This window comes from Sulfitobacter dubius (assembly GCF_900113435.1).
Taxonomy (GTDB): Bacteria; Pseudomonadota; Alphaproteobacteria; order Rhodobacterales; family Rhodobacteraceae; genus Sulfitobacter; species Sulfitobacter dubius.
Genome location: NZ_FOPG01000001.1, coordinates 1,388,045 through 1,401,699, shown reverse-complemented (window position 1 = coordinate 1,401,699; position 13,655 = coordinate 1,388,045). Strand labels below are relative to the sequence as shown.

The window sequence follows — 13,655 nt, the reverse complement described above, 5'->3', positions numbered from 1 at the left end:
TAACCGCGGCACCTCCCAAACCTTGGTTCCATTTCTAGAGTGTTGGGTCCAGACGGTCCCGCAGCCAGTCGCCGGCCAATGAAATAGCTAATGTTGTCAGCACGATGACAACGGCAGGTGACAGCATGATCCATGGTGCCGTGGTGAGATATTCCCGCCCAAAGCCGACCATATTGCCAAGGCTTGTATCGGGCGGCTGCACCCCAAGACCTAGGAACGAAAGGCTGGACTCCATCAAGATAATTTCAGGGAAAGTGAGTGTCATGGAGACGATCAACGTCGATGCAACATTGGGAAGAATGTGGCGTAGATAGACCCGCGATGGCTTTGCACCAAGTTGAACCACAGCAGCGGCGTATCCTTGAGCACTTGCTGAAATGGCAAGCCCGCGGGTGATCCGAGCATAACGTTCCCATCCGTAAAAACCCATTAGGCACACAAGCAACAGCATAGATGATCCGAAGAACGCGAGGACCGCCAGCGACATAATCAGGAAGGGCAGTGCGGCTTGAAAATCCGCCAACATCACGACCACATGCTCCACCACGCCGCGGAACTTGGCCGCCATGAAGCCCAGCAATGTGCCAAAGAAGGCCGAAAGTAGGGTCGCCCCAAAAGCGATAACCAGTGAGGACCGGACCGACTGGATCAGTCGCGATAGCACGTCGCGGCCCAATTCATCTGTACCCAACCAATGCCCCGGCGTGCCCGGGGGAGCGAGCCGTGTGCTGAGGTTCATCTGGGTGATCGGATAGGGCCGCAGCAGATCTACAAAAAGCGCGCAAATGACCATCGCCAAAAGCCAAAATAACGCCAGTTGCACGGTGAAGGGTAACCGCGCGCGGCGGCGTTTGGCAAAACGCGGGGGATTGACGGTAGTGACAGTCATGTCAGTTCCTTAATGTGCGGAGGTTGTCTGGCGCAGGCGCGGGTCAAGCCAGCCGTAAAGGAGGTCAACTGTTAAGTTTGACACCACCATAACGGCGGCGACCAGCAGCAAGATACATTGCACCACCGCCAGGTCCCGATTGGTGACGGACACAATCAGCAACCGCCCCATGCCCGGCCAGCTAAATATTGTTTCAACGATGATGGCACCAGCAATTAACGAGCCCACCATGAAGCCTACGATTGTCACGATCGGCACCGCTGCATTTGGTAGCGCGTGGTTGCGGACAACATCGCTCCAGCTGACCCCTTTGGCAGAGGCTGTGCGAATATAGGGCGCGCCCATCACCTCAATCATCGCGGAGCGCGAAAAGCGGGCCAGAACGCCGATGCCGCCGATGCTCATGGTAAGCACAGGTAGAATCGCATGTTGCCAACTGCTCGCCCCGCCGGAGGGCAAAGCTCCTAAGGTGACGGCGAAGATCAAAACCAGCAGCAAACCCATTACGAAGGAAGGGACGGTGAACCCGACGATCGCCGCGACAATCACACTCCGATCTGCCAGTGTGCCCTGCTTTAGGGCGGCGTAGATACCTGCCGGGATGCCGAAGGCCAGTTGCAGGATCAGCGCAGGGATCGTCAATTGTAACGTGGCCGGAATACGCTGCATCACAAGGTCAATGGCGGGTGAACGGTCGCGCATCGACAGGCCAAAGTCGCCTTGCATCATAGCTTGAAGGTAAGAGAGATACTGGCGCCAGATCGGGTCATCGAGCCCCCAGCGGTCGCGGAAATCCTGCACCACATTCTGCGGCACATCCGGTCCCAACAACACCTGTGCAGGGTCTCCCGACATGCGTAGCACCACAAAGGCAAATGTCATCACCGACAAGACCGTCAGCCCGGCCCGGAAGAGGCGGGAGGTTACGAAACGTATCACTTATGGCTCCTGTTCAAGCCAGTTCACGCAGCGATGCGTGGCCAGCGAAATGGCAAGCCGCGCGGCACTCGACGCCGGCACTTCGGGTTTCGGGAACGGTGTGGCGGCAGATGTCCTCAGCCTTATGGCAGCGCGGATGAAAGGCGCAGCCGGGCGGGCGGTTGCCGGGGTTTGGCGGTTCACCCTGAAGTATGATGCGGCTTTTAAGCGCACGGCCGGGTTGTGGCACTGAAGAGACCAAAGCCTGAGTATAGGGATGCTGCGGGTCACTGAATATCGTATCGGCGGGGCCCTCCTCAACGATGCGGCCCAGATACATCACCGCGACCCGATCACAAAGGTTACGGACGACCTTTAGATCATGGCTGATAAAGACCATGCCAAGGCCCCGGTCGTGCTGCAGGTCAGCCAGCAGGTTCACCACCTGCGCCTGAATGGATACGTCAAGCGCCGAAACAGGCTCGTCACAGACCAGCAGCTCGGGTTCGGTCATAAGGGCCCGCGCAATAACGACACGCTGCCGTTGCCCCCCTGAGAGTTCATGAGGAAACTTATCGGCTTGGTCGAGGCGCAGACCGACCGACAGCATCACTTCGTGGACGCGCGCCATGCGGCTTTCGGAATCACCAATTCGGTGAATATCCAGTGGTTCACGCAGTTGTTCTGCCACGCTAATTCGCCGGTCCAACGCGGCCAGGGGGTCTTGATAGATCATTTGAATACGTGCCCGCAGGGAGCGCCACTCGGGGGAACCAAAAACAGGCATAGCCTTCCCGTTGGTATAGACAGCGCCACCCTGCGCCGTATCAATTCCCAAAAGCATGCGTCCTAGAGAGGATTTGCCCGAGCCGCTCTCGCCCACCACCCCCAACGTTTCACCGCGTCTGACCTTAAGGCTGACCCCATCCACAGCCCGTACATTTGAGGGGCGCCCCAGCAAACCACGGCGGGTTTGATAGATACGCACCAAGTCGCGGGCCTCTAGCAGAGGGCTCATTGATATTCCTCCTCTGGCTGCACAGCGTCCTGCGCGACTGGCACGGGATAGGCGCATGCCAACTGGCGGCCTTCCGGCTGGGGCAGCAGTTCTGGGCGATGCTGCGTGCAAAACGTGCGTGCGCGTGCGCAACGGGGCTCAAACGCGCAGCCTGTCGGCAAGTGGCGCGGATCTGGTACGGTCCCGGGGATCGGCACCAATCGCCGCCGCGGCCCAGAGAGTGAAGGTATCGCGTCGAACAACCCCTGAGTGTAAGGGTGGCGCGGTGTGTCAAAAAGTTGTGCGACAGGGCCTTCTTCGACGATCTTGCCCGCATACATCACGCAGACGCGTTCGCAGACCTGGGCCACAGCCGCGAGGTCATGGCTGATAAAAACTGTCGCCATCGACATCTCATGACGTAAAGTGATCAACAGGTCGAGAATCTGTGCCTGTATTGTGGCGTCGAGCGCAGTTGTGGGCTCATCGGCGATAAGCAGGTCAGGCTCGCCCGCAAGCGCCATCGCGATCATCAAACGTTGTGCTTGTCCGCCGGAGAATTCATGGGTGTAAAGATTGAATCGGTTGCGCGCGTCGGGAATGCCGACAAGGTCCATCAATCGCAACGCTTCGGTCTTCGCTGCAGTCCCTGCAAGTCCACGATGTAACCGCAGTGCTTCGATGATTTGCCGGCCTACCCGGATCACGGGGTTAAGCGCGCTCGAGGGGTCTTGAAAAATCATGGCAACGCGTTTCCCGCGCACCCGCTCCAACGCTTGGCGCGGCGCGCCTGTCAAATCCTGCCCTTGCAGGTAGACCGAACCGCTTACGCTGGCTTTACCCGGCAATAGACCAAGCGCGGCGAGCCACGTCACAGACTTGCCGCAGCCACTTTCTCCGACCAGCCCTAAGGCTTCTCCGGGAGCCACATCAAGATCGATGCCATGCAGTACCGGTACGCCATCAAAGGCAACCCGCAGGTTTCTGATCTCGACCAGATTGTTCATGATAAGAAAATCCCTAGCGAAAAGCATAGGGCGCGTGCCGAGTTGGGCACGCGCCGCCATAGATTAGGATTGGCCGGGCCAGTTCGAAGCGCGGAAATCCATTGCAAAGGCGGGAGCCGCCTTCCAATTTAGGTTCGACCGCATGCCTGTGAAGACCGCGTTCTGGTGCAGGATATTGTAAGCCGGGTCTTCGCGCTCGGCGATTGTCAGCATCCGCGCGATGGCTTGTTTGCGCTTGGCGCGGTCTGTCGAAGTCTCCATCACCTGACAGAGATCGTTGAACTCTACATTCGTCCACTCGCGGTTCTGCTGGGCTGAACCATTCGGCCCAAATTGCACCACCATCGGCGAAATCGGATCGTTGATCGTGTTGGAAGCAGACCAGTCGCGTACCCCTCGCGGACTGTCTTGAGCAAGAATCTGACCCCAGTTCTCCTTCATCTTGATCTCGACGTTCAGGCCGACTTGGTTCCACATCTCAGTGAGGATCTGTCCGTTCGGCACCTGATTGATGTAATAATTGTTCAGGAGACGGAATGGGATCGGATCGCCTTTGTAACCCGCCTCCTGAAGCATCTGGCGCGCCAGCTCTGGGTTATATTCGGGCGCTTCCCAACCTTCGATGAACATGTCAGAGGTCCGGAAACTGTCGAACTGAAGGCCTGCAGGTACTTCTGTTAGATTGGCCCACAGGGCCTCAACGATGGCCTTGCGGTCAATCGCATGGGTCATTGCGCGGCGCACAAGCGGGTTTTGCAGCTGCTCATGGTCTTGCGTGAAGACATTGACGCGGTGGTTCCAGATGGTGGAGTTTTGAACTTCCAGACCCGGTGCATCCATCACGGTTCCAATCTGGTCGGGCGGCAAGTCGCAGGCGAAGTCGTATTCGCCAGACAAGAGACCATTTACGCGGCTTGCGACCTCGGGCACCTCCACGAAGGTAATTGTTTCCAAGGGAGGACGACCACCCCAATAGTCTTCATGCGCACGCAAGGTGAGCGAGACATCTGGCTGAAAATCGTCGACGTAATAGGGGCCTGTGGTGACCGGTTGCTTTGCCCAAGCATCATAGGATTCTGCTTCGTCCCACGCGCGACGGCTGGCCACGATGCTGCCGCCAGCATAAAGGCGCCCTTCCATTGTCACATCAGGCGTCGCGTTATGAAAGCGCACGGTATATTTATCGACGGCTTCAACCCCGGCCAGCGAGGGCCATTTGCGCCGCGCGATACCCGGCATAGCGGCAGGGATGTCCTTGCCTGTGGAGCGGGAAAAGTTCTCTGCGTAAATGGTTTCGCCGCCCGCCGGTTGAGTGTCTCCAAATAGCCGCTCGGGGGAGAGTGAAAAGACCACGTCTTCGGCAGTCATCTCATCGCCATTGTGGAACTTTACACCTTCCCGGAGCTTCAACTCGACAGTCTTTTCGTCTAGGCGCTTCCACTCAGTCGCCAGACCCGGCACAGGGCCTTGGTTGCCCATCCAGTCGCGCAGGAGCAGCCCTTCCCAAAGGTTAGGGTAGAGCGCGCGTTCGCCCACATTCGACTGTTCGTTCCAAGGGTCCAGCGTGTTGTTGATGACGACTTGCTGTACGGCAATTCTAATCGAGGGGCGGCTTTGCTGGGCCCGCAGATGGCCCGGCAGGAAAAGCCCAGAGGCGGTCGCCCCCATCAAGCCCATGACGTGACGTCGGTTCATATTCATTGTGCAGCTCTCCAGTGGGTTCGCGGTTTGCGAGGCATGTATTGGTCCGGCGGATAACGCGTCTGCGCCCCGCGGTCCGCTCTCGTAGAGCACCCGACTGCTACAGCTATGTGATGTTCCTACGACACCTATATGAAAGGGCGGATCCCGGTCATTCGCCGCGGGTGCAAAGGCATCCATGCCAGGATGTGAAAGCGGAAATTTCGCCCAAATCCCGCCGCCGGACCCAGCGTGACCTAAAAACCCGGCAGAAAACTGACCTTCGCTGCGCCCTGAAGAGCGGTGCCTCTGCAGGGAGGGCATTTTGGGCCGCGGCGTCAGACAGTGCATTCGTAAATCACTGCGCAAGAGCGGTTGGGTGGGCATGCAGGGCCCCCCCGCCCGCAAGGCGGCGCAATGGTCATGTTGCCCCGCACTCTTCGGGCGAGTTTCCGCGCGCACAGGCATTGACGCCTCGGGAAGGGCTGCGGGCTTATCATCGCGCGCCTTGAGGAGCACGCTATCCGACGGGCGACTTTGTTTCTTATCGCCGCCGGAAATGGGCGTGAACGTCAGGCCAGCGGTGCTTGGAGTGATTTTGTCGCTCCACCCCTGTGGCGTCGCTATGGTCGCCTCAGTCGCCCAGCAGGACCTGCAATTCCATCTCGACCAGCAGACCTGGACCGGCCAGTGCGGCCACACCGACACCTGTGAGCGACGGCGTGGCGCCGTTGCAGAAAGCGTTGAACTGCGCAACGCAGATGCCCAGCCGGACCTCGTCCAGACCGACAACGTAGACGCGTGCCAAAACAATATCTTCGGGCGTGGTCTCCAGCGCGAAGAGCGCAGCATGAGCCTTTAGTATCACGTCGGCGACCTGCGCCTCAAAGCCCTTTGCCACGGCCTCTGCACCAGCCACTTGTCCAGAGACGAAGGCCATGCGCCCCGGGTGTGCGATAGAAATCTGCGCGTAGCCAGCGGCGCTGGTGTCGGGCAGCGAGCTGGGGTTGAGGCGGGTGATCATGGCGGTCATCTGATGTCCTTTCCGTCGGGACGGCTAAAGAGCTGCAGTTATTGTTCATAGGATTGAGGTACGGTTCTTTCATTCGCGCCAGAAGTCCGTCATTTCTCTGGGGTCAATGAAATGGAGTCATGAATGGCGCGTAACCGCCTCGATACCCTTGCCGCGTTGCGCGTGGTGGCCGAGCACGGAAGCTTTACCCGCGCGGCCGCCGATCTGGGCGTGACGCAATCGGCACTTAGCCATGCCATCAGGCGACTGGAGCACGATATCGGCCAGAGGCTGTTGTCGCGCACCACGCGCTCTGTCGCGCCGACGGCGGTCGGGGCGGCCCTGCTGACGCGCCTCGGCCCGGCGCTCGACGAGATCAGTGCGGCGCTTTCGCAAGTAGCGGCCGGGGCGGATCAGCCCTCTGGGCTATTGCGCCTGACTATGGGGCGCGACGCGGCTAAACTGCTTGTCCTGCCAATGCTCCCCGCTTTTCGCGCCGCGCACCCGAGGATCCAGATCGAGATCGCCGCAACCGATGCGCTGGAAGACCTGGTGCAGGGTCGGTTCGATGGCGGTATCCGTATGGGGGACCGGTTGGAGCAAGACATGATCGCGCGGCGCTTGACCAAAGAGACGAGGCCGGTGGTTGTCGCAACGCCCGACTACCTTGATCAGGCCGGACGGCCGGCCCGGCCGGAGGACCTGGCGGGGCATGCTTGCCTGGGCTACCGGATGCATTCGGCGGGCCGCGTGATGCCTTGGCGGTTCGTCGGGCGGACGGGTGAGGTGACGTTTCGGGATGCTACCACGATGGTGTTCAACGACGGGGCGTTGCTGCGGCAGGGCGCGATCCGGGGGCTGGGGCTGGCCTGCCTGTGGCACCACATGGTGGCGGAGGACCTCCAAGCGGGGCGGCTGGAGAGCGTGCTAGACGACCACATCGGATTGTTGCCAGGGTTTTATCTTTACTACCCGTCGCGCGAGGTGTCGCCGGCAATGTCCCTCTTCGCCGAGGCGCTGGTCGCTTGGTGCCGTCGCCCCCGCAGCCCGTGACCGCGAGCAACATGTGAAGCCCGCATCCGGTTTCGTCAGCCGCTCTGAATGGCATCGAACCGCTCCATAATCTCAGAAATCGGTCATCAGACGCGAAGGTGATGGATGTGGAGAGAGGGCCCTCTCGGTAGGGCGAGCGGGCCGCTGCCTGCACCGAGCCCAGATTCAACACGGCTCAAGGGTAAGTGACGCAGGGCGGTGGACGGGGGGCCTCGGTTCTAACCACCGCCCTTGTTCGCAAACGCGCCACCTGACAGGCCCTCGTGTCGGACAAATGCCAATCCGAATGCGCTTACGGACCCGTAGCCGACCTTCTGAACGATCTGGGCTTTGGTCAGCCCGCCCTGCCGCAGCAAGGTCTTGGCCGCGGCCATGCGCCACTTGGTGGCGTATTCCATCGGTGCGCGACCAGCCTGCCTTCTAAACCGCTCGAAAAAGTCGGAGCGCGACAGGCCCGCTGCCTTTACTATTGCCGAAGCGACGGATCTTGCCATCAGCCTTGATGTCGAAAAAGTTGCCCGGCTAGAGGCCCAAATTCGCATATGAGTAATCCATGCAGTCGAGTTTGGTGGCTGACCGTCCGATAAAGGTTGGGCTTGCTGACCGTCGGCTTCGGCTCGCGCTGGTTTCTGCGCCTGCACGGCTTCCCGAAAACGACCGTTTGTGATACATTGTGCAGATACGGATAATGCCTTCATCGAGCCCCTATTGACCGATGCTGCAGACAGCACGAACGTCGGCTTCGACGCGCGTGCCGGTGGCTGGTCGGGTTTCGCACTTGGCTGTGCGAACTCATTTTTTGTCAACGATGGAGAAATTGATATGTGGAAACTCAAAGTAGTCGTGCTCACGATGCTAAATCCCACAATCGCGATGTCTGATGGAATTGCCGTAGAACCAGACTATTTCGCAGAATGCAGCGTTCCGGGAAGTGGCCCAAAAGAAATCAATGAATGTTATTTTGCGGTTGGTGATGAGGTCGAACGTGAGATGGTTCAGGCTTACCGTCTTGCAGATGCAAATTTGCAAGCCTTTGATCTTGAAAATTCTCTGGAAAGCGATCGCTCAACAAGCGCACTTCTTCAAGAGGTCCAAATCGCGTTTGAAAACTATCGCAAACTCCACTGTGAATTTCCGGAGCGGGAAGCTCTTGGCGGAAGTGCATCAATAAACGCTACCACTGTCTGCAGGGTAGAGTTGACGCTTTCCCGCATTGAACAGCTTACCGAGTATGCCAGCATACGTTGACGCTGCCAATGTTTGGTTGGCCACACAAACCAGTCACCAAAATAGTTGCAGAGCTTCGCATTTTGTCCTCAAAACAGCTGTCTGACACCGTGTCAAAACGAGCCTTTATGATGCATTACCTTTGCATTTCGAGCTTAGTTCTAAGAGAACTTACCGTAACGCAGTCTTGGCTATGATTATCGTACCTGTGAGTATAGATGCTCCCAAAGAACCCCATCTTATGACCGTCAGGATATCGTGCCTTACCGGATGGAGATTGCGGTAATATGCCCATGAATCTGCAAACGGCAGGCTCTCAAACCAGCTATGCAATAAAAAGTGCCCTTGGGCGAGCAGGCAAACCACAACTGATCCAATGAACAGCTTGAACATGTTCTCGATCCTGTAAGCTTCTAGAGTATGACCTGTAAAATTAAGGAGGGCCCAATGCCTACCATAGAAAAAGTAGCCACGGTGGGCCTTTTCGTCATTTTTGCCTCTATTTTCAGCACGGCTGGGGCACAGAATCCAAAGACATGTGAGAGCGCAGATGACTTTTTGTTCTCCTGCACATTTGATGGCGGCGCTCGTAAAGTAGGGTTATGCCATAACAATGGCAACATTACATATGAGTTCGGCCCGGCGCAGGGTGCGGCTGATCTATCGATGACACGGAACCTTGAAGACGCTGACTACACACCCTTCGCATGGGCGAGTCGGAACATCTTCGAAAGTATAGCCCTATTCAATGGTGACACCCGTTATGAGGTTTTTTCATCAACAGAACGAGGGCCTTATAACGGCAGAACTAAAGGTGGAATCGTCGTTACAATCCCCAACAATGCAACAATTACGCTCGCGTGCGACGCTGGAAGTGTGTGGCCCTTAGACCCTCTCGAAGGAATAGGTCAGATTAATTCTCTCATGCACGGACAAAATACTGATATTCTCTCACACTGTCTACGCGCCCTTCCTTATGATGGTGCAGGAAGTTCTCAGTGTATCGGAACCTACCGCGAAAGTCAGATTATTAACGGATCTTGCGACGTAAGCTCGGACAAAACGCAGTGTTGGCAAAGAGAAAGCGATCAATGGTCAGACCTTGTGGAAGTTGTTTACACGCAGGCGCTTGCGGCACTCGAAAACAATGGTGATGCACAATGGTTATCAGGTCTGGAGGCGTCACAGAGAAGCTGGGCGCAAACGCGTGATCTCGACTGCAAAATGAAAGGGGTATTACCGTTCTCGCCAGATGGGGGAGCTGCAATGTGTCATGCAGAATATGCAGCTGATCGCATGATGTTTCTTAACGCAGTCGTAAGCTTTAGTGAATTTGAGGGTTAGATTTTCACAAACCACCGTTTATCGAACAGTTCGCCGAAGCGGAAATCTGTGTGACCGCAGCGAAAGCTCGTTTCGTCCGCTCTGCGCCGAAGGTTACTCTTCGATTTGCAACCTAACAATCGCTGGCAGCTGTACTTGACGCTTCCATAGGTATGAAATACTAACTGATCTCGTTGAGCGGGCGTTGTGTAATGGTAAGACCTCAGCCTTCCAAGCTGATGATACGGGTTCGATTCCCGTCGCCCGCTCCAAAAACTTTCCCGACATGATACCTGCAAAGCCAGCCATCGTGGTGACGTAAATATTTGTTAACATAGCTAGAATTGCCGCTTGATCTCTTGTCTTCCAAGCAGATGATAGGGTTCGGTTCCCGCCGCCCGATCCACTCTCCGCGATATGCTTGATCCTTTGGGCCGGTCCTACCCAAGGCGTGCTGGTCGCTTGGTTTCCCTTGCGTCAACGTCTATAGCTGCGCCATCCGCGCGCTGCGTGCGGGCGACACTCCTAAAGGACACATCATGCCAAAACATTCCACACCGGGCCTTGCCGCTCTGGCCCTTTCCACATTCGCCATGCCGCTGGCAGCGCAAGAGCCGATGCCCGTCAAAGTGTTCATTGGCGCGATGTTTGAGATTGGCGAAAACACCGGCGACCGGGCGGGCGAATTGCAGCATTGGTATGAGAGATATTGGTCCGAGACTGAAGCGCAGGACGTGCCGGGGGCATTCTCTTCGATGTATTGCAACGACGACGGCGTTTGCGGCGCGGTATTGGGCATGGGCAAGGTGAACTCTTCGGCTTCCATGCAGGCGATTCTGTTGAACCCGGCTTACGATTTTTCGCAGACCTATTTCATGTTGTCTGGCGTGGCGGGCACACCCCCATCGCGGGGCACAATCGGTGATGTGGTCTGGGGCAGTTGGTTGGTGGATTATGATCTTGGTCACCGCTGGGCGCCTGAAGAAGGGGAGCCTGACGCACCGGTTTTCATGCCGCGCGCAGGTTATGAGGATTACCGCCGCTTTGAGCTGAATGCGCAGCTGGTTTCATGGGGTGTTGAGCTTTCCCAAGATGTCGAGATGCAGGATTCCGATTCCGCGCGCCAATACCGCCAGCGCTATCCAGATGATGCCGCGCAGGCCGCGCCGAGCGTTAAGGTCGGCACGCATATGACAGGCGATACTTTCTTTCACGGGCCGGGCTTGTCGGAAGAAGCGCAGTATATGGCCGAGCTATATGGGGCTGACGACTATATGATTACAGAGATGGAAGCGGCGGCAATCGCGCTGGTTATCAAACGTCTGCACGGCACAGACCGGATCGCCAGCCTGCGCGGCGCGGTGAACTTTGATCAAGGCCACCCGGATGAGACCACGCTTGAGCACCTTGACCCGGCACCGGGTGAGACGGCCGGTGGCTTTGCCGAAACGGTAGAGAATATCACCCTCGTCGGTGCGCCGCTTGTCGATCAAATCGTCGCCAACTGGGGCGACTGGAAAGACGGTGTGCCCGCACACTCTGGCGAGTAAACTTGCACACCAACACCCTGTGGCGTCTTGTTTTGCGCCCCAGGGGCAGGGGTGGCAGATTGTCCCGTTGGGGCGGTCTTACTTGACCCCGCTCAGTCCCCGCGCCATGACCATGTCGTAAGACAAAGGAATGCCCATGGCCCGCACGCCCACCCCCGCACCGACCGCCAAAGATGAACGCGAAAAGTCACGGCGGATCGGAGCATTGGTGGCGTTGACGCCCTTCCTCGGTCCCTATCGATGGTTGATGGTTGCCGCCGGGGCTGCTTTGGTCATGACGGCGATGATCTCGCTCACTTTGCCCTTGGCTGTGCGTCGGGTGATCGACAATTTCGGCACCGGCGAGACGGAGTTGTTGGACCAGTATTTCATCGCAGCATTGATCATTGCCGGGTTGCTCGCTGTGGGCACCGGCCTGCGCTATGCGCTGGTTACACGGCTGGGCGAAAGGGTCGTGGCCGATATCCGGCGCGCGGTGTTTGACCGGGTGATCGGGATGAGCCCGTCGTTCTATGAGCGCATCATGACGGGCGAAGTCCTAAGCCGCATCACCACCGACACCACGCTGATCCTGTCGGTAATCGGCTCTTCGGTGTCCATCGCGCTGCGCAACCTGTTAATCTTTGTGGGCGGGCTGGGGCTAATGCTGCTGACCTCTGCCAAGTTGACGGGTCTGGTGCTGCTGATCGTGCCTGCAGTGGTGATCCCCATTTTGACGCTGGGCCGCCGTCTGCGTGTGCTGAGCCGTGAGAACCAAGATTGGATCGCCGCCAGTTCGGGCAATGCATCAGAGACATTAGGCGCGGTACAAACCGTGCAAGCCTTTACCCATGAGACGGCCAGCCGAGGCCAATTTGCGCAGATGACCGAAGCCTCTTTTGATGCGGCGCAACGCCGGATCAAGACCCGCGCGGCAATGACGATGATCGTTATCTTTCTGGTATTTTCCGGCGTGGTCGGCGTGCTTTGGATCGGGGCGCGGGACGTGCGCGCCGATGTGATGAGCGCGGGCGCGCTGGTGCAATTCGTGATCTATGCGGTCATGGTCGCAGGTGCCGTCGCTGCCCTGTCAGAGATCTGGGGTGAGTTGCAGCGCGCGGCAGGTGCCACGGAACGGCTGGTTGATCTGCTGCAAACCGAAGACAGCGTGAAAGACCCATCCGCCGACGCGCAAGCCCGTCTGCCGGACCCCGTCGCGGGCAAGATCACGTTTGAGAACGTACAATTCACCTATCCGGCACGGCCTGATGTGGCGGCATTGGACGGAATTAATCTGGTGATCAACCCCGGTGAAACGGTGGCTTTCGTCGGACCGTCAGGCGCGGGGAAGACGACAATCATTCAAATGATCCTACGGTTCTATGATCCGCAAACCGGCCGCATCACGCTTGATGGTGTGGACCTTCGGGATGTGGCACGGGATCATTTCCGCCGGGCCGTAGCCTTGGTGCCGCAAGACCCGGTAATCTTTGCCGCGACCGCTGCTGAGAACATCCGCTTTGGCCGGCCCGACGCCAGCGATGCCGAGGTAGAGCAAGCCGCGCGTGCCGCCGCCGCGCATGGTTTCATCGCCGCACTGCCTGAAGGGTATGACAGCTATCTGGGCGAACGCGGCGTGATGTTGTCAGGCGGGCAAAAGCAGCGGATCGCCATCGCCCGCGCCATTCTGCGCGATGCGCCGGTGTTGCTGCTGGACGAGGCGACAAGTGCGCTGGATTCCGAAAGCGAAGGGCTGGTGCAGGCCGCTGTGGACCGCCTGAGTGCCGACCGCACGACGCTCATCGTCGCGCATCGTTTGGCCACGGTGAAAAAGGCCGACCGCATCGTGGTGATGGAAGCCGGGCGGATTGCCGCCATCGGCACACATGATGAATTGGTCGCCAGTGATGGGCTTTATGCGCGTTTGGCGCGTTTGCAATTTACTGATGGGGCCGCTGCCGCCTGATCTGCTCTTGAACCGCGCCACTCCGGTGTTACGTCAACTTGGTGTGACGTTGCG

The 13,655-nt window shown here is 58.1% G+C and carries 12 protein-coding genes and 1 tRNA gene; 6 read left to right on the top strand and 7 right to left on the bottom strand.

Annotation, left to right across the window (positions count from 1 at the left end; genetic code table 11):
* Positions 1-34: 34 nt before the first annotated feature.
* The 6 genes from BM229_RS06815 to BM229_RS06790 all read right to left on the bottom strand — a co-directional run bounded on the left by BM229_RS06815 (position 35) and on the right by BM229_RS06790 (position 6,524).
* Positions 35-889, bottom strand: coding sequence for an ABC transporter permease (locus BM229_RS06815; RefSeq protein WP_093926856.1), 855 nt, complete (start codon positions 887-889; stop codon positions 35-37).
* A 9-nt stretch (positions 890-898) separates the two neighbouring features.
* A complete protein-coding gene (locus BM229_RS06810) occupies positions 899-1,828 on the bottom strand; it encodes an ABC transporter permease (protein WP_093926855.1) in 930 nt (309 codons plus the stop codon).
* 13 nt (positions 1,829-1,841) lie between these two features.
* The gene (locus BM229_RS06805; protein WP_093926854.1) at positions 1,842-2,825 is read right to left on the bottom strand and encodes an ABC transporter ATP-binding protein; all 984 of its coding nucleotides are present in this window, start codon (positions 2,823-2,825) and stop codon (positions 1,842-1,844) included.
* Positions 2,822-3,811 carry an ABC transporter ATP-binding protein gene (locus tag BM229_RS06800; RefSeq protein ID WP_093927250.1) on the bottom strand — a complete coding sequence of 330 codons (990 nt, stop codon included), beginning with the start codon at positions 3,809-3,811 and terminating at the stop codon, positions 2,822-2,824. The genes BM229_RS06805 and BM229_RS06800 overlap by 4 nt, the downstream gene beginning before the upstream one ends.
* Before the next feature lie 63 nt (positions 3,812-3,874).
* Positions 3,875-5,512: an ABC transporter substrate-binding protein gene (locus BM229_RS06795; RefSeq protein ID WP_093926853.1), complete on the bottom strand. Its 1,638-nt coding sequence runs from the start codon at positions 5,510-5,512 to the stop codon at positions 3,875-3,877.
* A 613-nt stretch (positions 5,513-6,125) separates the two neighbouring features.
* Positions 6,126-6,524 (bottom strand): RidA family protein, encoded by a 399-nt coding sequence (locus BM229_RS06790; protein WP_093926852.1) that lies wholly within the window; start codon positions 6,522-6,524, stop codon positions 6,126-6,128.
* Between the two features lie 123 nt (positions 6,525-6,647).
* Here BM229_RS06790 and BM229_RS06785 point away from each other — a divergent pair, with 123 nt between their 5' ends.
* Positions 6,648-7,556 (top strand): LysR family transcriptional regulator, encoded by a 909-nt coding sequence (locus BM229_RS06785; RefSeq protein WP_093926851.1) that lies wholly within the window; start codon positions 6,648-6,650, stop codon positions 7,554-7,556.
* A 218-nt stretch (positions 7,557-7,774) separates the two neighbouring features.
* Here BM229_RS06785 and BM229_RS18350 read toward each other — a convergent pair whose 3' ends face one another.
* Positions 7,775-8,050 carry a helix-turn-helix transcriptional regulator gene (locus BM229_RS18350; RefSeq protein ID WP_244152129.1) on the bottom strand — a complete coding sequence of 92 codons (276 nt, stop codon included), beginning with the start codon at positions 8,048-8,050 and terminating at the stop codon, positions 7,775-7,777.
* A gap of 214 nt (positions 8,051-8,264) precedes the next feature.
* Between BM229_RS18350 and BM229_RS06775 the strand changes: the two genes are divergently transcribed.
* The 5 genes from BM229_RS06775 to BM229_RS06750 all read left to right on the top strand — a co-directional run bounded on the left by BM229_RS06775 (position 8,265) and on the right by BM229_RS06750 (position 13,601).
* On the top strand, positions 8,265-8,804 hold the full coding sequence (locus tag BM229_RS06775; protein WP_093926849.1) for a lysozyme inhibitor LprI family protein: 540 nt from the start codon (positions 8,265-8,267) through the stop codon (positions 8,802-8,804).
* Positions 8,805-9,230: 426 nt separating this feature from the next.
* Positions 9,231-10,127, top strand: a complete 897-nt coding sequence (locus tag BM229_RS06765; protein WP_167360202.1) for a lysozyme inhibitor LprI family protein — start codon at positions 9,231-9,233, stop codon at positions 10,125-10,127.
* A 177-nt stretch (positions 10,128-10,304) separates the two neighbouring features.
* A tRNA-Gly gene (locus BM229_RS06760) sits at positions 10,305-10,378 on the top strand.
* Between the two features lie 267 nt (positions 10,379-10,645).
* Complete coding sequence (locus BM229_RS06755) at positions 10,646-11,656, top strand: purine-nucleoside phosphorylase (protein WP_093926846.1); 1,011 nt, start codon at positions 10,646-10,648, stop codon at positions 11,654-11,656.
* 136 nt (positions 11,657-11,792) lie between these two features.
* Positions 11,793-13,601, top strand: coding sequence for an ABC transporter transmembrane domain-containing protein (locus BM229_RS06750; RefSeq protein ID WP_093926845.1), 1,809 nt, complete (start codon positions 11,793-11,795; stop codon positions 13,599-13,601).
* Positions 13,602-13,655 lie beyond the last annotated feature (54 nt).

Excerpts from the sequence above, each read along its gene's own strand:
- BM229_RS06815 (WP_093926856.1), bottom strand. The coding sequence starts at position 889 with ATGACTGTCACTACCGTCAATCCCCCGCGTTTTGCCAAACGCCGCCGC.
- BM229_RS06805 (WP_093926854.1), bottom strand. The coding sequence starts at position 2,825 with ATGAGCCCTCTGCTAGAGGCCCGCGACTTGGTGCGTATCTATCAAACC.
- BM229_RS06800 (WP_093927250.1), bottom strand. The coding sequence starts at position 3,811 with ATGAACAATCTGGTCGAGATCAGAAACCTGCGGGTTGCCTTTGATGGC.
- BM229_RS06795 (WP_093926853.1), bottom strand. The coding sequence starts at position 5,512 with ATGAATATGAACCGACGTCACGTCATGGGCTTGATGGGGGCGACCGCC.
- BM229_RS06790 (WP_093926852.1), bottom strand. The coding sequence starts at position 6,524 with ATGACCGCCATGATCACCCGCCTCAACCCCAGCTCGCTGCCCGACACC.
- BM229_RS06785 (WP_093926851.1), top strand. The coding sequence starts at position 6,648 with ATGGCGCGTAACCGCCTCGATACCCTTGCCGCGTTGCGCGTGGTGGCC.
- BM229_RS18350 (WP_244152129.1), bottom strand. The coding sequence starts at position 8,050 with ATGGCAAGATCCGTCGCTTCGGCAATAGTAAAGGCAGCGGGCCTGTCG.
- BM229_RS06765 (WP_167360202.1), top strand. The coding sequence starts at position 9,231 with ATGCCTACCATAGAAAAAGTAGCCACGGTGGGCCTTTTCGTCATTTTT.
- BM229_RS06755 (WP_093926846.1), top strand. The coding sequence starts at position 10,646 with ATGCCAAAACATTCCACACCGGGCCTTGCCGCTCTGGCCCTTTCCACA.
- BM229_RS06750 (WP_093926845.1), top strand. The coding sequence starts at position 11,793 with ATGGCCCGCACGCCCACCCCCGCACCGACCGCCAAAGATGAACGCGAA.